The sequence below is a fragment of the Actinomadura geliboluensis genome (assembly GCF_043197915.1).
GTDB classification, from domain to species: domain Bacteria; phylum Actinomycetota; class Actinomycetes; order Streptosporangiales; family Streptosporangiaceae; genus Spirillospora; species Spirillospora geliboluensis.
Genome location: NZ_JBICUA010000001.1, coordinates 659,568 through 685,724, shown reverse-complemented (window position 1 = coordinate 685,724; position 26,157 = coordinate 659,568). Strand labels below are relative to the sequence as shown.

27 protein-coding genes and 1 tRNA gene are annotated in these 26,157 nt (G+C 73.2%); 23 read left to right on the top strand and 5 right to left on the bottom strand.

Annotated elements, in window-relative coordinates; genetic code table 11:
- Window positions 1-41: 41 nt before the first annotated feature.
- The 3 genes from ACGFI1_RS03260 to efeB all read left to right on the top strand — a co-directional run bounded on the left by ACGFI1_RS03260 (window position 42) and on the right by efeB (window position 3,021).
- A complete protein-coding gene (locus ACGFI1_RS03260; protein WP_301175422.1) occupies window positions 42-509 on the top strand; it encodes a YbjQ family protein in 468 nt (155 codons plus the stop codon).
- A gap of 111 nt (window positions 510-620) precedes the next feature.
- Entirely contained in the window at window positions 621-1,763 is a 1,143-nt protein-coding gene (gene efeO, locus ACGFI1_RS03255; RefSeq protein WP_392782430.1) for an iron uptake system protein EfeO, read from the top strand.
- 25 nt (window positions 1,764-1,788) lie between these two features.
- On the top strand, window positions 1,789-3,021 hold the full coding sequence (gene efeB / locus ACGFI1_RS03250; protein WP_392782427.1) for an iron uptake transporter deferrochelatase/peroxidase subunit: 1,233 nt from the start codon (window positions 1,789-1,791) through the stop codon (window positions 3,019-3,021).
- Window positions 3,022-3,045: 24 nt separating this feature from the next.
- Here efeB and ACGFI1_RS03245 read toward each other — a convergent pair whose 3' ends face one another.
- The gene (locus tag ACGFI1_RS03245; RefSeq protein ID WP_392782424.1) at window positions 3,046-4,296 is read right to left on the bottom strand and encodes a molecular chaperone DnaJ; all 1,251 of its coding nucleotides are present in this window, start codon (window positions 4,294-4,296) and stop codon (window positions 3,046-3,048) included.
- 196 nt (window positions 4,297-4,492) lie between these two features.
- Between ACGFI1_RS03245 and ACGFI1_RS03240 the strand changes: the two genes are divergently transcribed.
- From ACGFI1_RS03240 to ACGFI1_RS03195, 10 genes are all read left to right on the top strand, one after another.
- Entirely contained in the window at window positions 4,493-5,068 is a 576-nt protein-coding gene (locus ACGFI1_RS03240) for a TerD family protein (RefSeq protein WP_138634850.1), read from the top strand.
- A 128-nt stretch (window positions 5,069-5,196) separates the two neighbouring features.
- On the top strand, window positions 5,197-5,775 hold the full coding sequence (locus ACGFI1_RS03235; protein WP_138634847.1) for a TerD family protein: 579 nt from the start codon (window positions 5,197-5,199) through the stop codon (window positions 5,773-5,775).
- A gap of 62 nt (window positions 5,776-5,837) precedes the next feature.
- Entirely contained in the window at window positions 5,838-6,974 is a 1,137-nt protein-coding gene (locus tag ACGFI1_RS03230; protein ID WP_138634844.1) for a DUF475 domain-containing protein, read from the top strand.
- A 49-nt stretch (window positions 6,975-7,023) separates the two neighbouring features.
- Complete coding sequence (locus ACGFI1_RS03225; RefSeq protein WP_138634840.1) at window positions 7,024-7,602, top strand: TerD family protein; 579 nt, start codon at window positions 7,024-7,026, stop codon at window positions 7,600-7,602.
- A 25-nt stretch (window positions 7,603-7,627) separates the two neighbouring features.
- Window positions 7,628-8,785, top strand: coding sequence for an HpcH/HpaI aldolase/citrate lyase family protein (locus ACGFI1_RS03220; protein ID WP_387067473.1), 1,158 nt, complete (start codon window positions 7,628-7,630; stop codon window positions 8,783-8,785).
- On the top strand, window positions 8,782-10,140 hold the full coding sequence (locus ACGFI1_RS03215; RefSeq protein WP_392782421.1) for a phosphoribosyltransferase family protein: 1,359 nt from the start codon (window positions 8,782-8,784) through the stop codon (window positions 10,138-10,140). Before ACGFI1_RS03220 ends, ACGFI1_RS03215 begins: the two co-directional genes overlap by 4 nt.
- Window positions 10,137-11,249: a cysteine protease StiP family protein gene (locus tag ACGFI1_RS03210; RefSeq protein WP_392782417.1), complete on the top strand. Its 1,113-nt coding sequence runs from the start codon at window positions 10,137-10,139 to the stop codon at window positions 11,247-11,249. Before ACGFI1_RS03215 ends, ACGFI1_RS03210 begins: the two co-directional genes overlap by 4 nt.
- Complete coding sequence (locus tag ACGFI1_RS03205) at window positions 11,246-12,052, top strand: HAD family hydrolase (RefSeq protein ID WP_392782414.1); 807 nt, start codon at window positions 11,246-11,248, stop codon at window positions 12,050-12,052. Before ACGFI1_RS03210 ends, ACGFI1_RS03205 begins: the two co-directional genes overlap by 4 nt.
- A 125-nt stretch (window positions 12,053-12,177) precedes the next feature.
- Entirely contained in the window at window positions 12,178-13,497 is a 1,320-nt protein-coding gene (locus tag ACGFI1_RS03200) for an MGH1-like glycoside hydrolase domain-containing protein (protein ID WP_392782411.1), read from the top strand.
- Between the two features lie 17 nt (window positions 13,498-13,514).
- The gene (locus ACGFI1_RS03195; RefSeq protein ID WP_301175415.1) at window positions 13,515-14,006 is read left to right on the top strand and encodes a hypothetical protein; all 492 of its coding nucleotides are present in this window, start codon (window positions 13,515-13,517) and stop codon (window positions 14,004-14,006) included.
- Here ACGFI1_RS03195 and ACGFI1_RS03190 read toward each other — a convergent pair.
- On the bottom strand, window positions 14,003-14,275 hold the full coding sequence (locus tag ACGFI1_RS03190) for a YtxH domain-containing protein (protein WP_138641282.1): 273 nt from the start codon (window positions 14,273-14,275) through the stop codon (window positions 14,003-14,005). The genes ACGFI1_RS03195 and ACGFI1_RS03190 overlap by 4 nt on opposite strands.
- 141 nt (window positions 14,276-14,416) lie before the next feature.
- Here ACGFI1_RS03190 and ACGFI1_RS03185 point away from each other — a divergent pair.
- From ACGFI1_RS03185 to ACGFI1_RS03175, 3 genes are all read left to right on the top strand, one after another.
- Window positions 14,417-14,489 (top strand) — tRNA-Asn (locus tag ACGFI1_RS03185).
- 439 nt (window positions 14,490-14,928) lie between these two features.
- Window positions 14,929-15,666, top strand: coding sequence for a hypothetical protein (locus tag ACGFI1_RS03180; RefSeq protein WP_392782408.1), 738 nt, complete (start codon window positions 14,929-14,931; stop codon window positions 15,664-15,666).
- 131 nt (window positions 15,667-15,797) lie between these two features.
- Window positions 15,798-16,634 carry an AfsR/SARP family transcriptional regulator gene (locus ACGFI1_RS03175; protein WP_392782405.1) on the top strand — a complete coding sequence of 279 codons (837 nt, stop codon included), beginning with the start codon at window positions 15,798-15,800 and terminating at the stop codon, window positions 16,632-16,634.
- A gap of 51 nt (window positions 16,635-16,685) precedes the next feature.
- Here ACGFI1_RS03175 and ACGFI1_RS03170 read toward each other — a convergent pair whose 3' ends face one another.
- From ACGFI1_RS03170 to ACGFI1_RS03160, 3 genes are read right to left on the bottom strand one after another with little or no spacing between them, the layout of a single operon-like run.
- On the bottom strand, window positions 16,686-17,069 hold the full coding sequence (locus tag ACGFI1_RS03170) for a peptidase inhibitor family I36 protein (RefSeq protein ID WP_392782402.1): 384 nt from the start codon (window positions 17,067-17,069) through the stop codon (window positions 16,686-16,688).
- Between the two features lie 8 nt (window positions 17,070-17,077).
- On the bottom strand, window positions 17,078-17,473 hold the full coding sequence (locus ACGFI1_RS03165) for a peptidase inhibitor family I36 protein (RefSeq protein WP_392782399.1): 396 nt from the start codon (window positions 17,471-17,473) through the stop codon (window positions 17,078-17,080).
- A 17-nt stretch (window positions 17,474-17,490) separates the two neighbouring features.
- Window positions 17,491-17,916, bottom strand: coding sequence for a hypothetical protein (locus ACGFI1_RS03160; RefSeq protein ID WP_392782397.1), 426 nt, complete (start codon window positions 17,914-17,916; stop codon window positions 17,491-17,493).
- Between the two features lie 224 nt (window positions 17,917-18,140).
- On the opposite strand from ACGFI1_RS03160, the gene ACGFI1_RS03155 reads away from it, so the two are divergent.
- The 7 genes from ACGFI1_RS03155 to mnhG all read left to right on the top strand — a co-directional run bounded on the left by ACGFI1_RS03155 (window position 18,141) and on the right by mnhG (window position 26,138).
- Window positions 18,141-20,162 carry a WD40 repeat domain-containing serine/threonine protein kinase gene (locus ACGFI1_RS03155; protein WP_392782394.1) on the top strand — a complete coding sequence of 674 codons (2,022 nt, stop codon included), beginning with the start codon at window positions 18,141-18,143 and terminating at the stop codon, window positions 20,160-20,162.
- 92 nt (window positions 20,163-20,254) lie between these two features.
- On the top strand, window positions 20,255-23,044 hold the full coding sequence (gene mbhE / locus ACGFI1_RS03150; protein WP_392782392.1) for a hydrogen gas-evolving membrane-bound hydrogenase subunit E: 2,790 nt from the start codon (window positions 20,255-20,257) through the stop codon (window positions 23,042-23,044).
- Complete coding sequence (locus ACGFI1_RS03145; protein ID WP_138639442.1) at window positions 23,041-23,469, top strand: Na(+)/H(+) antiporter subunit C; 429 nt, start codon at window positions 23,041-23,043, stop codon at window positions 23,467-23,469. The genes mbhE and ACGFI1_RS03145 overlap by 4 nt, the downstream gene beginning before the upstream one ends.
- A complete protein-coding gene (locus ACGFI1_RS03140) occupies window positions 23,466-24,989 on the top strand; it encodes a Na+/H+ antiporter subunit D (RefSeq protein ID WP_392782388.1) in 1,524 nt (507 codons plus the stop codon). The genes ACGFI1_RS03145 and ACGFI1_RS03140 overlap by 4 nt, the downstream gene beginning before the upstream one ends.
- A complete protein-coding gene (locus ACGFI1_RS03135) occupies window positions 24,986-25,537 on the top strand; it encodes a Na+/H+ antiporter subunit E (RefSeq protein ID WP_392742283.1) in 552 nt (183 codons plus the stop codon). The genes ACGFI1_RS03140 and ACGFI1_RS03135 overlap by 4 nt, the downstream gene beginning before the upstream one ends.
- Complete coding sequence (locus ACGFI1_RS03130) at window positions 25,534-25,818, top strand: monovalent cation/H+ antiporter complex subunit F (RefSeq protein WP_138639439.1); 285 nt, start codon at window positions 25,534-25,536, stop codon at window positions 25,816-25,818. Before ACGFI1_RS03135 ends, ACGFI1_RS03130 begins: the two co-directional genes overlap by 4 nt.
- Window positions 25,815-26,138, top strand: a complete 324-nt coding sequence (gene mnhG / locus ACGFI1_RS03125; RefSeq protein WP_387070274.1) for a monovalent cation/H(+) antiporter subunit G — start codon at window positions 25,815-25,817, stop codon at window positions 26,136-26,138. Before ACGFI1_RS03130 ends, mnhG begins: the two co-directional genes overlap by 4 nt.
- Window positions 26,139-26,157 lie beyond the last annotated feature (19 nt).

Below are 26,157 nucleotides of genomic sequence, written 5' to 3'. Positions count from 1 at the left end.
TTTTGTCGCTTTTCGTCCGAGCGGTGATCTACCGTGGTGACATGCTGATCGTGACGACTGACGGGGTGCCGGGGCACGAGATCAGGAGCGTGCTCGGGGAGGTCCTCGCGACGGCCCTCCAGGCCGGCCAGGGCGACCAGGGCGCCGCGCCGCAGCCCGGCAGCAGCGCGACGTTCCGGGTGACGGGGGAGCGGCCGGCGGCCGGCCTCGCGGCCGCGCGCCGCGAGGCGGTGGACCGGCTCGGCGAGGAGGCGCGCCGCCGGGGCGCCAACACCGTGGTCGGGATGCGCTTCGACACCGCGGCCGTGGGCGGCGGGTTCGAGGTCTGCGCGTACGGGACGGCCGTCTGGGCCGAGCCCGCGGGCCGGCAGCGCGACCAGGCGCCGCAGTACCAGCAGCGGCAGGCCCCGCAGCAGGGCCAGCTCCCGCCGTACGGGGACCCGCAGCCGGGCGGCCCGCCGATGGCCGCGCGCAACCTCACGATGGGAATCCAGGACCGGCCGCGCTGAACCGCCCCGCCGGGGCACGGCCCCGTCGCCCGGGGGCCTCTTGACGGGCTGAGGACAGGCTTCGCTAATTTAGGTGAGCCTAACCATCTGCTTCGCCCCCTGGAGTCCCTGATGCGCCCTGTGTCCGTCCTCGCGATCGCCGGCGCCGCCGCCGTGTCGATGTCCCTGCTCACGGGGTGCGGCGGTGACGGGGACGAGGCGGACGCCGCGGGCGCCGCGGGCGCCATCCCGGTGACGGCCACCGACGACGCGTGCGAGGTGGCCAAGACCGACCTCACCGCGGGCAAGACCACCTTCAAGGTCACCAACAAGGGCTCCAAGGTCAACGAGTTCGAGGTGCTCAAGCCGGACGGCAAGATCCTCGCCGAGCGGGAGAACATCGGCCCGGGGACCAGCGTCGACTTCGTCGTGAACCTGCCCGCCGGGCAGTTCAAGCTGCTGTGCAGCGCCGGGCAGACCGGCAAGGGCCCGTCCCAGAACGTCACGGTCACCGGCGCGGCCGCCGGCGGCGCCGACGCGCGGCTCACCAAGGCCGCCGCCGACTACAAGGCGTTCGTGATCGTCCAGCTCGACGACACGATCGCCAAGACCCGCCAGTTCGTGGACGCCGTCAAGGCCGGCGACGTCGCGAAGGCCAAGGGACTGTACGCCCCGTCCCGCGTCGGCTGGGAGACGATCGAGCCCGTCGCGGAGAAGTTCGGCGACATCGACCCGAAGGTCGACGCCCGCGAGGCCGACCTCAAGCCGGAGGAGAAGAAGGACTGGTCCGGCTGGCACCTGCTGGAGAAGGCCCTCTGGGAGGACGGTTCGGTCAAGGGCAAGGAGAAGTACGGCGACCAGTTGCTCGCCGACCTCGGGACGCTGAAGTCGCGGCTGCCCGGCCTCACCCTCGACCCCGTCAACGACATGGCGGGCGGCGCCAAGGAGCTGCTGGACGAGGTCGCCACCGGCAAGGTCACCGGCGAGGAGGAGGCGTTCAGCCACACCGACCTGGTCGACTTCAAGGCCAACGTCGACGGCGCCAAGAAGATCTACGACCTGCTCAAGCCGGTCGTCCAGGAGCGGGACGCGCAGCTCGCGGGCGACCTCGACGACAACTTCGCCAAGGTCGAGGGGCTGCTGGAGAAGCACGAGGAGGGCGACGGCTACGTCTCCTACGACAAGGTCGGCAAGGACGACCGCAAGCAGCTGGCGGACGCGGTGAACGCCCTCGGCGAGCCGCTGTCCAAGCTCGCCGAAGCCGTCGCGAAGTGACCGGGACCGGAGAGGCGGCGGCGAGATGACCGAGGCGCGGCCGGGACTGTCCCGGCGCCGGATGCTGGGGTTCTCCGGCGCGAGCCTGCTCGTCGGCGCGGCCGCCGGCGCGGGCATCGACCGGATGGCGTTCGCCGACGGGGACGCGGACGCCGGCGCGGCCGTCGCGTTCCGCGGCCCGCACCAGGCGGGCATCGCCACGCCCGTCCAGGACCGGCTGCACTTCGCCGCGTTCGACGTGACGACCGGCGACCGCGACCGGCTCGTCCGGATGCTGAAGGAGTGGACGGAGGCGGCGGCCGCCATGACCGCCGGGAGGCCGGTCGGGGACGGCGCGGTCGGCGGGCCGGCGGTCGCGCCGCCCGACGACACCGGCGAGGCGCTCGGCCTGCCCCCGTCCCGGCTCACGCTGACGATCGGGTTCGGGCCCACGCTGTTCGAGAAGGACGGGAAGGACCGGTTCGGCCTCAAGGCGCGCCGCCCGGCCGCCCTCGTCGACCTGCCGCACTTTCCCGGCGACAGTCTCGACCCCGACCGCAGCGGCGGCGACATCGCCGTCCAGGCGTGCGCGGACGACCCGCAGGTCGCCGTGCACGCGATCCGGAACCTCGCGCGGATCGGGTTCGGCACCGTCTCGGTCCGCTGGTCGCAGCTCGGGTTCGGCAAGACGTCCTCGACCACGCCGGACGCGCAGACCCCGCGCAACCTGTTCGGGTTCAAGGACGGCACCGAGAACATCGGCTCCACCGACACGGCGCTGCTCGACGAGCACGTCTGGGCGGGGAAGGGCGACGGCGCGGCGTGGATGGCGGGCGGCTCCTACCTCGTCGCCCGCCGCATCCGGATGCACATCGAGACCTGGGACCGGACGTCCCTGCGCGAGCAGGAGGACATCTTCGGCCGGAACAAGGGCGAGGGCGCGCCCGTGGGGGAGGCGAAGGAGCGCGACAAGCCCGTGCTGTCCCGGATGAAGCCGGACGCGCACGTCCGACTGGCGCACCCCGACTCCAACCGCGGGGCGCGGATCCTGCGGCGGGGCTACTCCTTCACCGACGGGTCCGACGGCCTCGGCCGGCTGGACGCGGGCCTGTTCTTCATCGCGTTCCAGCGCGACCCGCGCACCGGGTTCATCCCGATCCAGCAGTCGCTGGCGACCGACGCGCTGAACGAGTACATCCAGCACGTCGGATCGGGTGTCTACGCGTGCCCGCCGGGCGTCCGCGAAGGCGGCTTCTGGGGCGACACCCTGTTCACTTAGGACGCGCAGGAGCGGGCCTTGGCGCTAACCCTGCCCGGCCCGCTCCGAGCGGATGCGGGTCACGACGTCCCCGGCGGCGGTCTTGATCGACTCCAGCTCGCGGAGGTAGGCCCAGTAGTCCGGATGGGCGCCGCCGAGCCGCTTCGGCGCGTTCTCCAGCCGCTCGACCAGCCCGTCCAGCACCCGGACGTGCTGCGGCGCGGGACCGCCCGGCTGGGCCATGGCGAGCCGCTGCGCGTCCCGCACGGCGAACTGGGCGCTCTCGGCGGGCTTGGCCGGGTCGGCGGCGACCGCCTTCAGCTCCTCCACCCGGCCGGTGACCTGCCCGGCGCGGCGGTCGGCGGCGTTCAGCTCGGTGCGCGCGGCCGTGAGCGCCCGCTGCGCCTGCTTCCACTCGGTGCGGGCGACGTGCGCGGACGCCTCGTTCAGCCGCTCCCGGGCCCGGGTGACGGCGGCCTCGATGGACTCCGGCGCGCCCTTGAGGTCCTGCCAGCAGGCCTGCGAGTAGCCGCGCAGCAGCACCCGCATCGCCTCCCGGACGGGCCCGACGCGGTTCGCGGCGGCGTCCGCCCGCGTCCGGACGGAGGCGAGCGAGTTGCGGACCTTCTGCGCCAGCTGCGGCAGCTCCGCGGCGGCCTCCCGGGCCCGCTCGGCGATCTCCCGGACCTCCTCGGCCTTGCGGAGGGCGCCGTCCAGCCCGAGCCCGCCGAGCCCCTTCGAGCCGAGCTGGGCGAGGACCTGCCGGGCGCGGGCGAGCTCAGCCTCCGGGTCGGCGGCGTCCATCCCCGCCTCCCGCGCGGCGGTGACGGCGGCGTCGGCGGCGGCGACCGCCTCGCGGGCGGCGGCCAGCCGCGGCGGGAGCTGGTCGAGGGCGGCCTCCAGCCGGGCCATCCGCGGCGCGAGCCGCTCGGCGAAGCCGTTCAGGTTGCCGGTGACCTGCTGGAGCCGCTCGGTGGAGGCCACGAACGCGCGGCGGGCCGCGTCGTACTCGGCCGGTGACCGGTCCTGGTCATCGACGTCGTGCGCGTCCAGCACGGAGATGTAGGCGATGGACGCGGCGTCGGCGGCCTCCGACAGCCCGTCGAACTCCCGCCGGACGGGCGCCGCCGCGGCCGCGTCCAGGTCCTCGAAGACGGTGACGCGGCCGCCGAGGTACTTCTGCGCCTGGTCCATGTCGTAGAAGGCGGCCGCCGCCGCCTCCTTGGCCTCGACTGCCGCAGCGGCCGCCTGCGCGCCCCTGCCGCCCCGGCGGCGCTGGTCGCCCGGTCCCCGCAACGCTGCCTCCTCTCGTCCCTGCCCAGTCTGGCCCAGACCGCGCGTGTTTCGCGCCCCGGGTGGGCGTCCGGCCGCCGCCCGGGGCGTTCCGCGTCACAGGTCGACAACGGATGGAACGGATAGCATCGCTGCTACGTCGATAATGCTGGGCGCCGGGTCGGCGTCCCCATACGGCATGCGATCTTGGAGGCCCATCGTGCCCGTCAGCCTGAGCAAAGGCGGCAATGTCTCGCTCACCAAGCAGGCGCCCGGACTGACCGCGGTGATCGTCGGTCTCGGCTGGGACCTGCGGACCACCACCGGCACGGACTTCGACCTCGACGCCTCCGCCATGGTGCTGGACGGCTCCGGCAAGATCATCACCGACCAGCACTTCGTGTTCTTCAACAACCTGCGCACCCCCGACGGCGCGGTCGAGCACAGCGGCGACAACACCACCGGCGCCGGCGAGGGCGACGACGAGCAGCTGAAGGTCAACTTCGGCGCGATGCCGGCCGCCGCCGAGCGGGTGGCGTTCGCGGTCTCGGTCTACGACGCCGACAGCCGCGGGCAGAACTTCGGGCAGGTCCGCAACGCCTACATCCGGGTGCTGAACCAGGCCGACGGCGCCGAGATGGCCCGCTACGACCTGTCCGAGGACGCCTCGATGGAGACCGCGATGGTCTTCGGCGAGCTGTACCGCAACGGCACGGAGTGGAAGTTCCGCGCGGTCGGCCAGGGCTACGCGTCGGGGCTGGCCGGCATCGCGATGGACTTCGGCGTCAACCTCTGACCCGCCCCCGCCGACCGGAACCGCCGACCGGAACCGCCGTCCGGTCGGCACCCCGTCCGAACCGCGCCGGCGCCCCCGGCCGGCGCAGCACACCACACCAGGAACTTCAGGAAGGGAACGGCCCGAACATGGGAGTCTCACTCGCCAAGGGCGGCAACGTCTCGCTGACGAAGGCCGCGCCCAACCTCACCGCGGTCACCGTCGGCCTCGGCTGGGACGTCCGCGCCACCACCGGCGCCGACTTCGACCTGGACGCGTCCGCGCTGATGCTGGCGGGCACCGGCAAGGTCATCTCCGACCAGCACTTCGTGTTCTTCAACAACCTGCGGAGCCCGGACGGCTCGGTCGAGCACACCGGCGACAACCTGACCGGCGAGGGCGAGGGCGACGACGAGTCGATCAACGTCGACCTCACCGGGGTGCCGGCCGAGTGCGAGCGCATCGTGTTCCCGGTGTCGATCTACGACGCCGACAACCGGCACCAGAGCTTCGGCCAGGTGCGCAACGCCTTCATCCGGATCGTCAACCGGACCGACGGCAACGAGCTCGCCCGGTTCGACCTCACCGAGGACGCCTCCACCGAGACGGCGATGGTCTTCGGCGAGCTCTACCGCCACAACGGCGAATGGAAGTTCAGGGCCGTCGGGCAGGGGTACGCCTCGGGTCTGGCCGGCATCGCGATGGACTTCGGCGTCAACGTCGGCTGAGGCCGGCGCACCCCGCATCCCGGCCGCCCCGCCCGGCCGTCCTCTCTAGCAGAAATACGCGCATGATTCTTCGCACCTTCGGTTGGTCCTTCGGCGTCACGGCCCTCGGGTTGCTGGCCGCCTTCTTCTACGACGGGCCGACCGGCCTCGCGCTGGTCGCCGTCCTGGCCATCCTCGAGATCTCGCTGTCGTTCGACAACGCCGTGGTCAACGCCAAGGTGCTCGACAGGATGAGCCCCTTCTGGCAGAAGATCTTCCTCACCATCGGCATCGCGATCGCGGTGTTCGGCATGCGGCTGGTCTTCCCGCTGCTCATCGTGGGCATCACCGCCAAGCTCGGCCCCGTCGAGGCGTTCGACCTGGCGCTCAACGACTCGCACCGCTACCACCAGCTGATGAACGACGCGTACCCGATGATCGCGGCGTTCGGCGGCATGTTCCTGATGATGCTGTTCCTGAACTTCGTGTTCGAGGAGCGCGGCGACAAGTGGCTGCCGTGGCTGGAGCGGCCGCTCGCCCGCATCGGGAAGCTGGACCAGCTGGCGGTCGTCGTCGCGGGCGGCTCGCTCGCGCTGGTGTCGTGGCTGTCGGCCGACGACCCCGGCAACGTCATGATCGCGGGCGTGCTCGGCATGGTGACCTACATCCTGGTCAACGGGCTCGGCGAGCTGTTCTCCGAGGCGGGCGAGGACGACGAGGACGAGGACGAGGCGGCCGAGGGCGCGGCCGGCGAGGGCCGGGAGGCGGCGCCCGCCGGGCGGTCCGGGCCGAGCTCGCTGGCGCTGGCCACCGGCAAGGCCGGGTTCTTCCTGTTCCTCTACCTGGAGGTGCTGGACGCCTCGTTCAGCTTCGACGGCGTCATCGGCGCGTTCGCGATCAGCACCGACCCGATCGTCATCGCGCTCGGCCTCGGCATCGGCGCCATGTACATCCGGTCGCTGACGGTCTTCCTGGTCCGCAAGGGCACCCTGCACGAGTACGTCTACCTGGAGCACGGCGCGCACTGGGCGATCGGCGCACTCGCGGTCTGCATGCTGATCAGCATCGGGCACCACGTGCCCGAATGGATCACCGGCGGGCTCGGCGCCGGGCTGATCATCGCGGCGTTCATCAGCTCCATCGTCCGCAACCGGGGCGAGGGCGACGTCGAGGCCCCGCCGTCCGGGGACGGCAAGCAGCTGCACTCCAGCAACGTCTGACCGGCGGATCCCCGCCCGCGCCCGGCACGACCCACCGAAGGAGCCAACGATGTCGATTTCGCTGCAGAAAGGGCAGAAGGTCTCGCTCGCCAAACCCGGCGGCGGGACCCTCACCCGGGTCCGGATGGGGCTCGGCTGGGACGCCGTCGCCAAGAAGGGCCTGTTCGGCAAGGGCAAGGCCCAGTCGATCGACCTGGACGCGTCCTGCCTGCTGTTCGACGCCGCCGGGAACCTCGCCGACCAGGTCTGGTTCCGGCAGCTGCGCAGCAAGGACGGCTCCGTCCAGCACACCGGCGACAACCTGACCGGCGAGGGCGCGGGCGACGACGAGGTCATCAACGTCGATTTGCAGAGCGTCCCCGCCAACGTCGCCCAGCTGGTGTTCACGGTGAACTCCTTCACCGGGCAGGACTTCTCGCAGATCGCCAACGCGTTCTGCCGGCTCGTCGACGAGAGCACCGGGCAGGAGATCGCCCGCTACGACCTGAGCGGCGCCGGCCAGCACAACGCGCAGATCATGGCGAAGGTATCGCGGGACGGCCAGGGCTGGTCGATGACGGCGATCGGCGCGACCGCGACCGGGCGCACGTTCCAGCACCTGCTGCCCGCCGTGTCGGCGCACCTGTGATCCGGCGGGTGTGACGGGCGCGGCCATGCGGCATTTCGACCACATCGACGCCGCGCGTCGCAAGCACCTGTTCTACCGGCACCCGCGCCCGTTCGACCGGCACGACGACCCGGCGGTGCTGGCCGTCGCGCTCGGCGCGACGCTGTACTGCCCGGCGACGAGGCCCGCCCTCGCCGCCGACGTCGAGCGGGCGGCGGGGCGCGGCGTGATGAGCATGGTCGTCTGCCTGGAGGACGCGATCGCCGACGCGGAGGTCGCGGCCGGCGAGGCGAACCTGGTGGCGCAGTTCCGGACGCTGCACGCCGGCGGCGCGGACGTGCCGCTGCTGTTCGTCCGGATCCGCGACCCCCGGCAGATCGGCGACCTGCTCCGCCGGCTCGGCGGCGCCGCCGACCTGGTCAGCGGGTTCGTGCTGCCGAAGTTCACGCCGGTGTCCGGTGGAGCGTTCCTCGACGCGCTCGCCGACGCCGCCGACCGCACCGGGCGGCGGCTGCTGGCGATGCCGGTGATCGAGAGCCCGGAGGCGGTGTACGCCGAGTCCCGCGCGGAGATGCTGGACGACGTGGCGCGGCTGCTCGCCAAGCACCGGCCGAGTGTCCTCGCGGTCCGCATCGGCGCGACCGACATGTCCGCCGCCTACGGGCTGCGCCGGCCGCCGGACCTCACGATCTACGACATCCGGCCGGTCGCGAACGTGATCTGCGACGTGGTGAACGTCCTCGGCCGGGCCGACGGCACCGGATACGTGGTGACCGGCCCGGTGTGGGAGTACTTCTCGGCGGGGGAGCGGATGTTCAAGCCGCAGCTGCGACAGTCGCCGTTCGACGCGCAGCAGGCGGCGCCGCTGCGGCAGCGGCTGATCACCTCGGACCTGGACGGCCTGATCCGCGAGGTCCACCTGGACAAGGCCAACGGCCTGACCGGCAAGACCGTCATCCACCCGAGCCACGTGGCGGCCGTCCACGCGCTGTCGGTGGTGACGCACGAGGAGTACTGCGACGCCGCCGACATCCTCGGCGTCGCCGGGGGCGGGGCGATGGCCAGTTCGTACGCGAACAAGATGAACGAGGCGAAGCCGCACCGGGCGTGGGCGCAGCGGCTGATGCTGCGGGCCCAGGTGTTCGGGGTCGCGGCGGAGGGCGTCACGTTCGTCGAGCTGCTGGAAGCGGCGGGCAGCCGGTGACCGCGTCCTGGGTCTCCGCGCGTCTCGGGGTGCGGCTGGCGGACGGCGCGTCCCCGGCCGGGGCGGGGCTGTCGTCGCTGGTGGGGCTGGCGGTGCGCCGCAATCCGCGCCGCGCGCACCTGCTGGTCTCGGCCGTGCTGGGCAAGCACGTCCCGACGGATCCGCGGCTGGTGTACGGGTCGGGGCTGCTGCTGGGCGAGCTCGTGCGCGCGCGCCTGGCGGGCGAGGAGCCGTCCCATCCCGGTGCGCTGCTTTCGGACGCCCTGCGCGGCACGTCCGGGGCCGCCGCGGGGCTGCGCGACCTCATGCGTGCTCCAAAGAGCCCTGTGGACGCGATCGTCCTGGGCTACGCCGAGACCGCCACCGCACTGGGGCATTCGGTTGCGGACGCTCTGGGCGGCGCCTACTACCTGCACTCGACGCGGCGTCCCGTGCCGGGCTTCGCGGCCTACGGCGGGTTCGAGGAGGAGCACAGCCACGCCACGAGCCACCTGCTGCTGCCGGCCGACCCGGTGATGCTCGACCGGGACCTGCCGGTGGTGCTGGTGGACGACGAGCTGTCCACGGGCCGGACGGTGCTGAACACCATCGAGACCTTGCACGCCGCTCGGCCGAGGGGTCATTACGTCCTGGCGTCCCTGGTCGACTTGCGCGACCCCGCCGACAGGGCGCGCATGGACGCTCTCGCCGACCGTCTTGGCACCCGCATCGACGCGGTGGCACTGGCCGGGGGGCACGTGGAGCTTCCAGAGGGCATCCTGGAGGCGGGGCAGTCGCTCGTTGCCGGTATGTCCGGTGGCTCTGCCGCCGCCCTTGGTGGCGCGCAGTCCGAGGTGGCGCGGGCTGCGCTGGACTGGCCCGCCGACCTGCCGGACGGCGGCCGGCACGGCTTCCTCCCCGAGCACCGGACGCGGCTGGAGAAGGACCTCGCCCGCATGGGGGACGTCCTCGCGGCGGAGCTCGTCCCAGGGGCGTCACGGGTTCTCGTACTGGGCTTCGAGGAGCTGATGTACGCGCCGCTGCGTCTGGCGGAGGCGCTCGCCGACACCCTGCCGGACGTGGACGTCCGCTACTCCACGACCACGCGTTCGCCTGTGCTCGCCGTAGACGACCCCGGGTACGCGATAAGAACCCGCTTGGTGTTCCCCTCACACGACGACCCCGCCGACGGGCCGGGGGAGCGGTACGCCTACAACGTGGCCCCTGGCACCGGTGAGCGCGGGTTCGACCAGATCATCTTCGTGGTGGACGACATCGGCGACACCGAGGCGCTCGCAGGCGGGCTCTTGGAACGGCTGCGCGCGCTTGCGCCGGTGCTGGTCGCCACCGTCCCCGCCTACAGGAGGGACACGTGAAGCCGCTGTACGGGCCGTCCTTCGGCAGTTACCAGGCCGAGGACGTCGCCTGGCTGCTCAAGGACCTTTCGCATGTGCGGCTGGAGGCGCCGACGGAGGAGCGCGAAGCGGCGATCCAGGCGGGACGCGCCCACTACGCCGAGTCGCTCCCCGTCGAATACCAGCCGGGCCCGGAGTACCGGCGGCTGTTCCACCGGGCGCTGGAGGCGTCGGCGGAGCGGCTCGCCTACGCGGCCGGGCTCGTCACCGAGATGGTCCTCGCCGAGCGCGGCCCGGACGCCGTCCTCGTGTCGCTGGCCCGCGCGGGCACGCCCGTCGGGATCCTGCTGCGCCGCTGGGCCCGCTACGCGCACGGCCTCGACCTCCCGCACTACGCGGTCAGCATCGTCCGGGACCGCGGCATCGACGCCGTCGCGCTGCGCTACCTCGCCGAGCACCACGACCCCGCGTCCGTGATGTTCGTGGACGGCTGGACCGGCAAGGGCGCGATCACGCGGGAGCTGACCGCCGCGCTCGCGCCGACCCCGTTCCCCGCCGACCTCGCCGTCCTCGCCGACCCGGGGCGCTGCACGTCCCTCTACGGCACCCGCGACGACTTCCTGATCCCGTCCGCGTGCCTCAACTCGACCGTGTCCGGCCTGGTCAGCCGGACCGTCCTGAACGCCGAGCTGATCGGGCCGGACGACTTCCACGGCGCCAAGTTCTACCGGGAACTGGCCGGCGACGACGTGTCCGCCCTGTTCCTCGACGCCGTGTGCGCGCGGTTCCCCGACGTGGCCGAACGCGTCGCCAAGGACCTGCCCGACCTGCGCGCCGCCGACCGCGCGCCCGACTGGTCCGGGTGGGAGGCCGTCGCGCGCTGCGCCGAGGCCGAGGGCGTCGACGACCTGAACCTCGTCAAGCCCGGGATCGGGGAGACCACCCGGGTGCTGCTGCGGCGCGTCCCGTGGAAGGTGCTCGTCCGCGCGGACGCGGGCCCCGAAGTGACGCACATCAGGCTGCTCGCCGACGAACGCGGCGTGCCCGTCCATGAAGTCGAGCCCGAACGGTTCCCCTACGCGTGCATGGGGCTCATCCACCCGCGCTTCGGAAAGGGAGCCGTCCAGTGACCGTCCTGGTGTGCTCCGACCTCGACCGTACGCTCATCTACTCCGCGGCCGCCTTCGCCTTGGACGGCCCGGACGAGGCCATGCCGCGCCTGCTCTGCGTGGAGTTCTACCAGGGCGCGCCGCTCTCCTACATGACCGAGTCCTCAGCACGGACACTCGAAACACTCGCGACGGCCGCCGCGTTCGTCCCGACGACGACGCGCACACCCGAGCAGTACCGGCGCATACACCTGCTGGAGAAGCCGCCCGCGTACGCCATCTGCGCCAACGGCGGCCACATCCTCGTGGACGGCGAGGACGACCCCGAATGGGCACGGGCTGTCCGCTCCAAGGTCGCGGACGGCTGCGCCCCGCTCGCGGACGTCCAGCACCACCTCGCCCAGACCGGCGGCGACTTCGTCCTGAAGCAGCGCACGGCATCCGACCTGTTCGCCTACACCGTCGTCGACCGGGCCGCCCTCCCGCCCGGATGGGTCGACGACCTCACCGGCTGGTGCGCCGAACGGGGCTGGCGGACGTCCCTGCAAGGCCGCAAGGTCTACTGCCTGCCCGCCTGCCTGACCAAGGCCGCCGCCGCCCACGAGGTCGCCCGCCGCACCGGCGCCACCGCGACCCTCGCCGCCGGCGACTCCCTCCTCGACACCGAACTCCTCGAAGCCGCCGACCGGTCGATCCGCCCCGCCCACGGCGAACTGCACGACACCGGCTGGACGTCCCCCACCACCGCCGTCACGTCCGGCCGGGGCATCGCCGCAGGCCAGGAGATCGCCGAATGGCTCCTGGCCCGCGTCAACGAACCGTAAATAATCACGGACCACTCGCCGACCCCGTTGAGAATCGACACACCTTCAGGGGTCGCCGTCACCGCGATCTGAGGTGACAATCACGGTGAGAGCCCCCCGCTCGCCGAGGAGGTCACCTGGACCACATGAGCTCCCGTCTGACCGGTGACGAGACCGCGCTGTGGAAGGCCGCGGCCCGGGTACTCGACGCGAACTGGACAGGGACCGCGACCGCCGCGTCGCCCGGCCTCTACCCCCACCAGTGGAGCTGGGACGCGGCGTTCATCAGCATGGGCCTCGCCCGCCACCGCCGCGACCGCGCCGAGACGGAACTGCTCACCCTCTTCCGCGGCCAATGGGCCGACGGGATGCTCCCGCACATCGTCTTCAACACCAACCTCGCCCGGCACGCGTTCTTCCCCGGCCCCGAACTGTGGCGCAGCGAACACCAGCCCGACGCGCCCCGCGGCGTCCACACCTCCGGCCTCACCCAGCCGCCGCTGCACGCCCTCACCGCCCTCCGCCTCCACGAAAGCGCCACCGACGCGGACGGCAGCCGCGCCTTCCTCGCCCGCCTCTACCCCATGCTCGCCGCCCAGCACCGCTACCTCGCCCGCGTCCGCGACATCGCCGCCAGCGGCCTCATCGCCATCTGCCACCCCTGGGAATCAGGGCTCGACAACAGCCCCGCCTGGGACCGCCCCCTCGCCGCCCTCCGGCTCCCCCCGACCTCCTACGCCCCCGCCCAGCAGCCCCACACCCTCCCCACCGGCGAGGACTACGACCGCTACGTCCGCCTCGTCGCCCTCATGCGCGACGCCGCCTACGCACCCGGCTACCTCCGCGAAACCCACCCCTTCGCCGTCGAGGACCCCCTCGTCAACGCCATCTACCTCGCCTCCACCCACGCCCTCGCCGACATCGCCGAGATCATCGGCACCGACCCCGCCCCGCACCGCGAACGCGCCGAACGCGTCCACCGCGCCGTCCTCGACCGCCTCTGGGACCCCGAGACCAGCTGCTTCCGCGCCCGCGACCTCCGCGACGACCGGCTCCTGCCCGTCATCACCGTCGGCTCCTTCGGCCCCCTCCTCGACCCCGACCTGCCCGCCCCCATCGTCCGCGACCTCGTCGACCTCCTGCTGTCCGCCCGCTTCGCCGGCGCCGCCGGCTACCCCGTCCCCACCTGCGACATCCAGGCCCCCGCCTTCGACCGCGCCGGCTACTGGCGCGGCCCCACCTGGATCAGCACCAACTGGCTCGTCTGGTACGGCGCCCTCGGCCACGGCCTCCCCGTCGTCGCCGACCTCCTCTACGGCTCCACCATGCGGCTCGTCCGCCAATCCGGCTTCCGCGAGTTCTTCGACCCCTTCGACGGCACCGGCCGCGGCAGCCACGACTACGCCTGGTCCGCCGCCCTCGTCCTCGACCTACTGGGGGCCCGCCGTGCACCCCAGGCCGCCTGATCGCTTACCGTGAACACATGCGCCTGCTCCGGGGCTCACTGCCCGCCGAAGTCCGCGCCGCGCTGACCCTCGAACGCGGCGAACGCGTCCTCGCGTCCGCCCCCACCCGCGGCGGCTCCCACGTCGCCGCCACCACCACCGCGCTGCACCTGCCCACCCCGTCCGGCGGCTTCACCCGCGTCCCCTGGGAACGCGTCGACCACGCCACCTGGAAGGACGGCTGGCTGCACGTCCACGAGACCACCGGCGGCCCCGAGCACCACATCCGGCTCACCGACCCCGGCTCCGTCCCCGAAACCGTCCGGGAACGCGTCACCGCCACCATCGCGGTCAGCCACCAGGCCCAACTCCCCGGCGGCAAGGTCCGCATCGCCGGCCGGCGCCCCGCAGCCGGCGGCGACGTCCGCTGGACCTTCGTCTTCGACGCGGGCATGGACCCGACCGACCCCGGCCTACGCGCCCAAGCCGAACAAGCCCTCGAAGAACTGCGCCGCCAGACCGGCCTCTAACCGGGGAACACCTCAGGCCGCTCCCGGTCCGCCTTGCGGCCCTGCACCTGCTCCGGCACGCGCTCCTTCAGATGGTTCGCCTTCCCGCGCGCCGCACCCGCGAACTCCTCGCCCTTCGCCCGCAGCATCCCCGCGGCCTCCTGCACGTTCGGGTTCTCCGACACCTGCTGCGACAGCCGCTTCAACTGCTCGTACCGCTCGCGCCCCGCCTTCGTCCCGAGGACGTATCCGATCGCGGCGCCTGCCATGAACATCATGCGCGTCTTCATGCCAACTCCCACTGACGGCGGAATCGTGACCACCCCCATACCCGCCATCCGCCCGCCCATCCATAACGCGTGCGCGAAGACCCCCTCACATGCGCTAACCTAGACCCGCCGACAGGGGCACACGCCCCACCGGACGCACGATCCCGCGTAGCTCAATCGGCAGAGCAGCCGGCTGTTAACCGGCAGGTTATTGGTTCGAGTCCAATCGCGGGAGCTCGAGGCGGGTCAGGCTGCTCGATGAGCTTTGCTCATCTTCGCCGGGGCCCGCCGTGTCTTTCCGGGGGGCGACCCCCGGAGCCCCCCGGTCTCCGCCGTCCTCCCCCGCCCACCCACCCCCGCCCAGCGTCTGCTGGCGCTCGGGTCCTTGAAGGGCTGCGGGTGGTTGTGGGGTGGGTAGATGCCCTCGGGCTTTAGTGCTTGACCGCCTTGAGGTGTCGGCTGACTATGCCTGGTGTGGCCTCTCGTGAGGAGTGGGTGGCGGCTCGGGCGTTGGTTGCTGAGATTGCTCGGCGGCTCTGGGCGCGGTACGGAAGCGACCTCAATGTGGCCGGCATGGGCTTCGGGTCGCCGATCCGGTGGGTTCTGGCTGTGGCGGGATGCGGGGTTGACCGGTAGCACTATGAGTGGCCCCCGCCTGACCACAGGAGTGTTCCTTGCCCGCTGTGTCCGGACCCCCGCCCGCTCCCGAGGACGCTTCCACCTGGGCGGAGTTCACCGCCCGGCTCCGTGCGCTGCACGAATGGTGCGGGCGGCCCAAGTACCGCGCGCTGTGCGGGCGCGTTGACGGGCTGTCGCCCGCCGCGGTCTCCACGCTGATCGGGAAGAACCCGCTGACCACGCCGCCGGAGACCGCGACGGTCCGGTTCGTCGAGGCGTGCCTGCGGTACGGGGAATCGGCGGCTGTCGAGGCGGAGGCCGAGAGGTGGGGCGCTCAGTGGCGGGTGCTTGCCGCCGGGGGCTCGCCGCGACCGCGGCGGCGGTGGGGGCGGTGGGTCGCTGCCGGGGGTGCCGTGGTTCTGGTTGCGGGGGCCGTTGTCTGGGTCGCTGTCGCGAGTGCGTCCGGGGAGGGGTGCCGGCGGTTGAGCGAGACCATCGAGGACCTGCGGACGAAGCAGACGTGGCAGTACATGTTCCAGTGCCCGAACCGGCCCCGCGTCGGCGTGTACGAGAAGGCGGAGTTCGGTACCGAGGTCGCCGTGCTGGAGACCGATCCGAGCTGGTTCATCTGCTGGACGCGCGGCCAGGCGCACGAGGGCGGCAACGACGTCTGGTACTACACGCAGGGCGACCGGGCGACGGGACGGCCCGAGCTGTACGGGTGGGGGTACGTCCCCGCGTCCCAGTTGCGGGTCGGGGAGGCGCCCGACCCGGCCATCACGCGGCACTGCTGACCTGGGCGTTCGCTGTTCTGAACGTTCAGAACGGTGCCGAGCCGAACCTGCCGGGCGGTCCGGGGTCTAACGTTCGGGGCACACGCCCCGCACACCCCGCGACGAACCGCCAGGGAAAGGTGACGCGACGGGTGGAATTTCGGATCTTGGGGCCGCTGCGGGCCGGGGTGCAGGGGGAGCCGGTCGATCTCGGGGGCGCGCGGGCCCGGCTGGTGCTGGCCGCGCTCCTGCTCGAGGCGGACCGGCCGGTGCCGGTGGAGCGGCTCGCGGACGTCGTATGGGGGGACCGGCCGCCGTCCTCGGCGCGCACGCAGATCGCGATCGCCGTGTCGGGGCTGCGCCGCGCGTTCCGGGACGCGGGCCGCCCGCAGGTGATCGAGACCGTCCGGCCGGGGTACCGGATCCCCTCGGCGGCCGCGGCGGTCGACGCGGCGGCGGCGGAGGAGCTGATCGGGGCGGCGCGCCGGGACGCCGCGGCTGGGCGGCTGCCGCGGGCCGCCGAGGGCTTCCGGGCGGCGCTGGCGCTGTGGCGCGGGCCCGTCCTCGACGGCCTCGACCGCCCGCGGATCGAGGCGGGGGCGCTGCGCTGGGAGGAACTGCGGCTGGCCGCGGTGGAGGAGGCCGCGCACGTGGACCTGCTGCTCGGCCGCCACCGGGAGCTGATCGGCGAACTCGTCGGGCCGGTCGGGGAGCATCCGTACCGGGAGCGGCTGCGGGGGCTGCTGATGACGGCGCTGGCGCGGGCCGGACGGCCGAGCGAGGCCCTTGAGGTCTACCGGGAGGGGCGCCGTCTGCTCGCCGCCGACCTCGGCTTGGAGCCGGGCCGCGAGCTGAGGGAACTCCAGATGGGCATCCTGCGGGACGATCCGCTGGTGCGGCCCGGGGCGCCCGGCGTGCCGCGGCGGCGGGGACGCGCGCTGCGGTGGCGGCGCACGGCGGGGCCCGCGCGGGGCGTCCGGTCCTGCTGACGGCGGAGGGCCGCCGGGCGCGGTGCCCGGCGGCCCTCTCTCAGCGGGAGGCTAGTTCGCCCACTTGTGGGAGTTCATGAGCTGCCCCTCCCAGAAGCTGCCGCGCTTGCCGGCGTCGATCGTGCCCCAGTAGCCGTCGTAATTGGCGAAGTGGTACACCTTCACCTTGCTGTAGGAGCCGGTGTAGCCGTTGTTCCAGTACGAGGCGACGAGGAACCGCGGGTTGCACTGGACGTTGCCGCCGCGCCAGTCGGGGTCGTCGCCGTCCCAGGCGCACTTGGTGCCCGTGCCGTTCTGGCCGCTCCAGACGCAGAAGTCGCCCTTGGCGCAGGAGCCCTGCCAGGCGGCGCCGTCGGCCTGCGCGGCGGCGGGCGAGAGCAGGGCGGCGAGCCCCGCGACGGCCACGCCGGCCACGGCGATGCGGACCTTGTTCATGCCGCCTCCTACTTCGCCCACTTGTGGGACCGGATGGACACATTGCCCGCGTTGATCGGCCCCGAGGTGACCTGCACCGGGTCGGAGATCTCGCCCCCGTAGTTCGCGTACCGGAAGAACCGGACCTTGTTGTACGGGTCGCCGGTGTAGCCGTTATTCCAGATGCTGTTGACCTTGAACCCGTACGGCTTGCAGCGGATCGCCCCGCCCTGCCAGTCGGGGTCGTCGCCGGTCCAGTTGCAGCGGGTGCCGGTGGCGTTCTTGCCGCTCCACACGCACACGTCGCCCTTCGGGCAGACGCCGTCGGTGGCGGAGGCGGCGGCCAGCGCCGCCGAGGGCGCCAGCACGGTGACGGCCCCCGCCGTCACGGCACCGGTCAGCAGCCCGATCCTGATCTTGTGCATCGTCTCCCCGTTCCCGCTCAGTAGATCCCGGAGCAGGTCTTGATGGTCTTGCCGTTGACGTCCACGGCCTTGTCGTCGCCGTTGCCGGGCCCGGTCAGGAAGTAGGCGGACACCCAGCCGCGCGTGGCGCCCTGGTCGAGGTCGGTGTAGAGCCACCAGTGGTTGGTGCCGTACTGGCCCTCGTACTTCTGGCCCCACATCTTGCAGAAGACGTAGTTCTCGCCCTGGTACAGGTAGCCGACGCGGTCCCCGCACTGGAGGTAGTTGGGGTTCGCGAACGCCTTGTCGAACGTCCGCACCCATTGCTTGCCGTCGACCTTGGCGTCCGTCCAGCAGGCCGCCTTGGCGCTCGGGCCCGGCCCGTCGGCCCAGGCGGCGGCCGGAGCCGCGCTCAGGACGGACGCCGCCGCGACCGCGCCCGCGATGATGCGTCTCTTGTGCATGCCTTTCTCCCCGTTCGTGTGGTTGAACGCGGAACACGCTAGAGAAGCCCGTTATCGAACCCTTATCGGCGGCTCGTCCGCCCCCGCCGTTCCCGGGTTACCGGTGCCGTCATGGGGAGTCGAATGGCCGGTTGCGGCCAGGGCGGGCGGACGTGAGTGGTGCGTTTGCGGGAGCGTGACGTCCGGTGGTGTGATTCATCCGGCCTGTCGTAGAAGGGTGGGGGATGGATACCGGAGCGGTGCTCGGAGGGCGGTACCGGCTCACCACGCGGCTCGGCCGGGGCGGCATGGGGGAGGTCTGGGCCGCCGACGACACGCAGCTCCGGCGCCGGGTCGCCGTGAAGATCCTCCTGGCGGACGTGGGGTCCTCGTCCGTGCTGATCGACCGGCTGCGGCGGGAGGCCGAGAACGCCGGGCAGCTGCAGCATCCGGGGATCACCGTCGTCCACGACCTCGGGGAGCACGGCGGCCACCCGTTCTTCGTGATGGAACTGCTCAACGGGACCGACTACGCGACGCTCCTCGCGCGCAGTCCGGGCGGGCTGCCCGTCGGGCGGGTGCTGGAGACGGGCGCCGCCGTCGCCAACGCGCTGGCCTACGCGCACCGGCGCGGGGTGGTGCACCGCGACGTGAAGCCCGCCAACCTGATGGAGCTGGCCGAGGGCGGTGTGAAGATCTGCGACTTCGGGATCTCCCGGTCCGCCGACGCGGTCGGCGACCTCACCGGCACCGGAGGGATGCTGGGGACGCCGGCCTACATGGCGCCCGAGCAGTACGAGGCGCGGCCCGTCGACGCCCGGACGGACCTGTACGCCTTCGGCTGCACCCTGTACGCGCTGCTGACCGGCGACGCCCCGTTCGACGGGGGGACGATGCCCGCGCTGATGCGGCAGCACCTGACCGTCGATCCGGTGCCGCCGTCGCAGCGGAGGGCCGGGATCCCTCCGGAGCTGGACCGGCTGGTGCTCGCGCTGCTCGCCAAGAACCCCGCCGACCGGCCTTCGTCCGCGGAGGACGTGGCGAAGTGGCTCCGGGCGCCGGCCGCCAGCGAGCCGCGGTTCCCGCCGCCCGTCCCGGCGCCGGGGTTCCCGCCGCCGGTCCACGCCCCGCACGCGCAGCCCGTCCCCGCCGCGCAGGCACCGCAGCCCTGGCCGGTGGCCGGCGCCCCGGCGCCCGGGTTCGCGCCCGCCGCGCCGCTGGGTCAGCCGCCGCCACCGGGGGCGCTGCCGCCGATGGGCGGGATGCCGCGGACCGCGCCGCCGGTGCGGCGCGGTCCGGGCCGGCGGGGGTTCCTGATCGGGCTCCTGGTGGTGGGCGGCGCGACCGCGGCGGGCGGCGGCGTGCTGGTGAAGGGCTACCTCGACGACAAGGCGCCCGCCAACGCCCTGAGCGGCCACACCGAGGACGTGCAGGCGGTGGCGTTCAGCCCGGACGGCAAGACGCTGGCGTCGGGCGGCGAGGACCACACGGTACGGCTGTGGGACGTGGCCGGCGAACGTCCCGTCGCCGTCTTCGACGACTACCAGGACAAGGTCTACGCGGTGGCGTTCAGCCCGGACGGCCGGCTCCTCGCGGCCGGCGGCTCCGGCGGCAAGGTGCAGTTGTGGGACCTGGGCACCAGGCGCGCGGTCGCCGCCCTCGACAACGACGGCGTCCACATCGGTGACCTGGCGTTCAGCCCGGACGGCAAGACCCTCGCCGTCGCGGGCGACGGCGGCGCGACCGTGAAACTGTGGAACGTGTCGGGCCGGCGCGTGGCCGCCCAGTACGGGAACAGCGCGTGGAACGGCGACTCGGTGGTATTCAGCCCGGACGGGACGATGCTCGCCGCGACCGGCAACTCCTCCCCGACGATGCTGTGGAACGTGCGGACCAAGCGCCTCATCAGCAGCTTCGACAATTCCACCGCCCTGGCGGTCGCGTTCAGCGGGGATGGCAAGACCCTCGCCGTCGGCGGGCAGGACGGCAAGGTGAACCAGTGGAGCACCGCCACCAAGCGCGTGACCGGTACGTTCACCGACGCCGGCAACTGGGTCCAGTCGCTCGCCTACAGCCGCGACGGGAAGTACCTCGCCGCCGGTGACGCCGACGGCACGACATGGGTGTGGGACCTGGCCACCAACAAGGCCACCGCCTTCAAGGTCCGCGTGGCGGCGGTGATGTCCGTCGCGTTCAGCCCGGACGGCAGGACGGTGGCCAGCGCGCACCGCTACGACCACAAGGTGCGGCTCTGGAAGGCCCCCTGACGGCCCCCTGACGCGTCCGGTCCTTCGTTTCGGGAACGCTGGTCGGGTAGATCGCCTGCAGACGTGCCTTGGGGGAGGGGGCTGCGGGCGGCATGCTGGCGCTGGTCGGGATCTATGCCGTCGCGGCCGTCGCCGTCCCCTGGGCACTGGGGCGCCACCGGCGGACGATGGCGTGCGCCGCCGCGCTGCCGCCCGCCGCCACGGCCGTCTGGGCGGCGGCCCGGGCCGGGCAGGGGGAGCTGACGACCCGGGTCGTCTGGGCCGCCGACCTCGGCCTGGAGTTCGACTTCCGGCTGGACGCCCTGGCCGCCGTGATGCTGCTGCTGGTGGGCGGGGTCGGGGCCGTCGTCCTGTGCTACTCGGGGTGGTACTTCGAGCGGTCCGAGCGGCTGATGACCGGGACGCTGGTGGCGTTCGCGGGGGCGATGACGGGGCTGGTGCTCGCCGACAACCTGCTCGTCCTGTACGTGTTCTGGGAGCTCACCACCGTCAGCTCGTTCATCCTCATCGGGCACACGCGGCCGGACCGGACCGCCGACCGGCGGGCCGCCACCCAGGCGCTGCTGACCACCACGGCGTTCGGGCTGGTCATGCTCGTCGGGTTCGTGGTGTTGGGGCAGGCCGCGGGCACCTACCGGATCTCGGCGCTGGTCGCGGACCCGCCGGGCGGGACCCCCGCGCAGGTGGGCGCGGTGCTGGTGCTGCTCGGCGCGTTCGCCAAGTCCGCGCAGGTACCGCTGCACGCCTGGCTGCCGGCCGCGATGGTCGCGCCGACGCCGGTGAGCGCCTACCTGCACGCGGCGGCGATGGTGAAGGCGGGCGTCTACCTGGTGGCGCGGCTCGCGCCGGGGTTCGCCGGGGTCGACCCGTGGCGGCCGCTGGTGCTGGCCGTGGGGCTGCTGAGCCTGCTCGTGGGCGGCGTCGTCGCGCTGCGGCAGGACGATCTCAAACGGCTCCTCGCGTACGGGACGATCAGCCAGCTCGGCTTCCTCATGGTGCTGCTCGGCGACGGGTCGCGGACGGCGGCCCTCGCCGGTGCGGCGCTGCTGCTCGCCCACGGGCTGTTCAAGGCGCCGCTGTTCCTGGCGGTCGGCGCCGTCGAGCACCGCACCGGGACGCGGCGCGCGGACCGGCTGTCGGGCGCCGGGCGGCGGCTGCCGGTGCTGGCGGTCGCGGCGACGGCGGCGGTCGCGTCCATGATCGGGATCCCGCCGTTCCTCGGCTTCGTGGCGAAGGAGGTGGCCTTCAAGGCGTTCGCGCACGGCGGCCTGGACCTCGCCGTCCTCGCGGGCGTGGTCGCGGGATCGGCGCTGACCGTGGCGTACGGGGTGCGGTTCCTGCACGGCGCCTTCTCCGGCGGGACGGAGGAGGAGCCGGCCGATCCCTGGGGCCTGGTCGTGCCGGTCGTGCTGCTGGCCGCGGCGGGGTTCGCCGCCGGGCTCGTCCCGGGAACGATGCAGGCGCTGATCGGACCGTACGCCGAGACGCTGCCGGGACCCGGCTACGAGCTGTCGCTGTGGCACGGGCTCGGGGTGCCGATCGCGATGTCGGCGGTCGCGCTCGTGGTCGGCGCCGGCCTGTACGCGGCGTTCGGACGGACGTTCCCCGGCAGGGCCACGCGGTGGTGGCACCCCGACGCCCAGCGCGCCTACGACGCCGTCATCGGGGGGACCATGAGCGGCGCGCACGCGGTGACGCGGCGGCTGCAGACCGGGTCGCTCCCGGCGTACCTCGGCGTGATCGCGGTGATGGTGCTGCTCGTGCCGGGCTCGGTGCTCGTGGCCGGGCTCGTCCGCGGCACCGGCCCGGACCCGCCGGCGGGCTGGCCGCGGGCCTGGGCCGACCCGGCGCAGCTCGTGCTGGCGGCGGTCGTGATCGCGTGCGCGGTCGCGGCGCGGTGGGCGCGCGGCCGGCTGTCGGCGGTGGTGCTGCTGTCGGGCGTGGGGTACGGCATGGCGGGGCTGTTCGTCCTGCACGGCGCGCCCGACCTCGCGCTCACCCTCGTGGTCGTGGAGACGCTGACGCTGCTCATGCTCGTGCTGGTGCTGCGGCGCCTCCCGGAGCGGTTCCCGCCCTACCTGCGCAAGCGGTCCGCGCGCCTCGCGACCGGCGTCATCAGCCTGTGCATGGGCGGATTCGTCGCGCTGTTCCTGGTGACGGCGTCGCTGAGCCGGAGCGCGCCGCCGGTCGGCCCCGGCTACACGCGGCTCGCGGCGCAGGAGCACGTGAAGAATGTGGTGAACCTGATCCTGGTCGACCTGCGCGCGCTCGACACCCTGGGCGAGATCGCCGTGCTGGCCGCGACCGGGATGGGCGTCGCGAGCCTGGTGCTGACCGGGCCGGGTGCGCGGCCGCCCGGCCCGGCGCGGGAGCAGCGGAGCCGCTGGCTCGCCACGCCCGGCCGGCCCCCGCTCGGCGGGTCCTCGGTGGTGCTGGAGGCGGCGGCGCGGCTGCTGGCCCCGACGGTCCTGGTGTTCTCGGTGTACCTGTTCTTCGCCGGGCACGGCCGTCCGGGCGGCGGGTTCGTCGGCGGCCTGGTGGCGGGCATGGCGTTCGTGCTGCGCTACCTGCCGGGCGGGCGGCGCGAGCTCGCCGCCGCGCTGCCCGTCCGCCCCGCCCTGCTGCTCGGCGGCGGGCTCGGGATCGCGGTCGCGGCGGGCGCGGGCGGCTGGGCGTCCGGCGGGGAGTTCCTGCGGTCGGCGCACCTCGGGGGGACGGTGCCGGTGCTCGGGCACGTCGAGCTCCCCACCAGCCTGTTCTTCGACGCGGGCGTCTACCTGCTGGTGCTCGGGCTGGTGCTGACGATCCTCAGCACGCTCGGGGCGAGCCTGGAGAATCCGGACGAAGAGCTGGACCAGGAGCCGGAGGGGGAGCCGTCGTGACCGGGCCCGGCATCCTGCTCGTGGTGGTCGTCGCGGTGCTGTTCGCGACCGGGTTCGACCTGCTGATGCAGCGGTCCCTCATCCGGATCGTGATCGGCTTCAGCCTGCTCGGCCACGGCGCCAACCTCCTGCTGCTGCTCGCGGGCGGACCCGCCGGGACGCCGCCGCTGCTCGGCGCGAAGGGCCCGGACGGTCCCGCCGACCCGCTCCCGCAGGCGATGGCGCTGACCGCGATCGTCATCACCTTCGGCGTCACCGCGTTCCTGCTGGCCATGGCCTACCGGAGCCGGCAGCTGCGCGGCGGCGACGAGGTCCCCGACGACGTCGAGGACCGCCGGATCTGCACCGAGCGGCGCCGCCGCGGCGAGGCTCCCGGCGGCACCCCGCTGGAGCAGGAGAACCCGGGACCGGAGGACGGCGCGTGAACGTCCTCGTCCCGCTGCCGTTCGCGCTGCCGCTGCTCGGCGCGGCGCTGGCGGTGCTGGCCCGCCGCCGGAGCACCTGGCTGCGGATCCTCGCCCCGCTCTTCGCCGCCGGCGGCGTCGCCGCCTGCGCCGGGCTGGTCGCGGCCGTGGCGCGGGACGGGATCCTCGCCGTCCAGCTGGGCGGGTGGGCCGCCCCGCTCGGCATCACGCTTGTCGCCGACCGGCTGTCGGCGCTGCTGCTGGCGGTGTCCGCGACCGTGCTGCTGGCGATCATGCTGCACGCCGTGGGGGAGGGCGCCGGCGGGCTCGGCGGGGACGAGCCCGGCGTGTTCTATCCCGCCTACCTCACGCTGACCGCCGGGGTCAGCCTCGTCTTCCTCGCCGGGGACCTGTTCAACCTCTTCGTCGGGTTCGAGGTCATGCTCGCGTCGAGCTACGTCCTCATGACGCTGACCCCGACCGGGGAGCGGGTGCGGGCCGGGATGACCTACACGGTCGTCAGCCTCACGTCCTCGATCCTCTTCCTCACCGCGCTCGGCCTCACCTACGCGGCGACCGGCACGGTGAACCTCGCCGACCTGGCCACGCGGACCCCGGACCTGCCCGGCGCCACCCGCACCGCGCTCGCGCTGCTGTTCCTGGTGGTGTTCGGCATCAAGGGTGCGATCGTGCCGATGCACCTGTGGCTGCCCGACAGCTACCCGGTGGCGCTCACCAAGGTGACCGCGGTGTTCGCGGCGCTGCTGACGAAGGCCGCCGTGTACGCGCTCATCCGCGTGGAGACGCTGGTGTTCCCCCGCGAGCAGGCGTCCTGGCCGATGCTCGTCCTCGCCGCCGCGACGATCCTCGTCGGCACCCTCGGCGCGCTGACGCACGACGACATCCACCGGGTGTTCTCGTTCGTCCTCGTCGGGCACATCGGCTACATGCTGTTCGGGCTCGCCCTGTTCGACGTCGCGGGCCTCACCGGCGCGATCCTGTACCTCGTCCACCACATCGTCGTGCAGGCGACGCTGTTCCTGGTGAGCGACCTCATCCAGGGGCACACGGGTGAGACGTCGCTGCACAGGCTCGGCGGGCTCGCGGGCCTGTCCGCGTTCGTCGCCGTGCTGTTCTTCATCCCCGCGATGAGCGTCAGCGGCGTCCCGCCGACGTCCGGGTTCGTCGCGAAGCTCGCGCTTTTCCAGGCCGGTGTCGGCTCCGGGAGCCTCCTGGCGTACGCCGTCACGGGCGTGGCCGTGCTGGGCAGCGTCCTCACCCTCATGGCGATGAGCCGGATCTGGACGCTCGGGTTCTGGCGCCCCCGCCCGGAGGAGGCGGACGAACCGCCGCCGCCCGACGCGTCCTACACGAAGGGCGGCGCGCGGCTCATGAAGTCGGTGACGGCCGTCCTGGTCGTCGGGGGGCTCCTCATCGCGGTGTTCGCGGGCCCGCTCGCCGCCTGGAGCCGGCACGCCGCCCGCGACCTCGTCGACACCAGCGCTTACCGGCACGCCGTCCTGGACGGGGGCCGGCCGTGAGCACACGCGCGCGCCGCCTCGTCTCCCGGCTGGGCATGGCCGGGTGGCTGTTCGCGGTGTGGCTGCTGCTGTGGGGGCGGGCCGACCCGCTCATCGTGGTCGGCGGCGCCGTCGTCGTCATCGCCGTCTACCTGGTGAGCCGGCTGCCGGCCGTGCCCACCATCAAGCGGATACGGCCGCTGTGGCTCGCCGTGGCGCTCTTGGAGTTCGCCTGGGACCTGCTCGTCTCCAGCCTGGTCATCGCCCGGCACGCCCTCTACCGGCCGCGCGCCGTGCGGGGCGCCATCGTCGAGGTGAACGCCCGGACGCGCTCCGAGCTCATCCTGCTGGCCGTCACGACGAGCATCTCGCTGCGCCCCGGCACGCTGCTGGTCGACCTCGACTGGGACCGGCACCTGCTGCGCATCCACGCCATGCCCGCCGGCTCGCGGAAAGAGGCGGACGCCGCGCGGAAGGGCGTGCTCCGCACCGAGCACCGGCTCATGCGCGCCCTCAGGACGTCCGAGGACGCGGCCGAAGAAGACGTCTCCACCAGGGAGGACCGATGAGCATCGTCTACGACGCGGCGCTGGCGCTGCTGGGCGCCGCGTTCCTGCTGACGGCCGTGCGGCTCGTCCGGGGCCCGTCCACGTTCGACCGCATCATGGCGCTGGACGTCCTGGCCGTGCTGCTGGTGAGCGGCATCGCGGTGCACACCGCGGTGCACAAGGAATCCGCGAACGCCACGATCCTCGTGGTGATCGCGCTGATGGGGTTCGTGGGGTCGGTCAGCGCCGCCCATCTCGCGGCGGCGCGGGCGGAACGGCGGGAGCGGGGGGAGCGGGCATGACCACCGCCGTCTCCGCCGTCCTGCTGCTCGCCGGCGCGGCGTTCTGCGCGGTGGGCGCGCTCGGCATGCTCCGCTTCCCCGACCTGCTCACCCGGCTGCACGCCGCGACGAAGCCGCAGACGATCGGGCTGCTGCTCGTGCTCGCCGGGGTCGCGCTGCGGGCCGACTCGGTCACGGCCGCCGCGCCGCTGCTGCTCGTCGCCGTCTTCCAGCTGATCACCGCCCCGGTCACCGCGCAGACGATCGCCGGCGCGGCCTACCGCGCCGGGGTCATCGACCCCGCGACCCTCGCCCTGGACGAGACCGGCCGCGCGACCTGACCGGGGACACCCGCCCCCG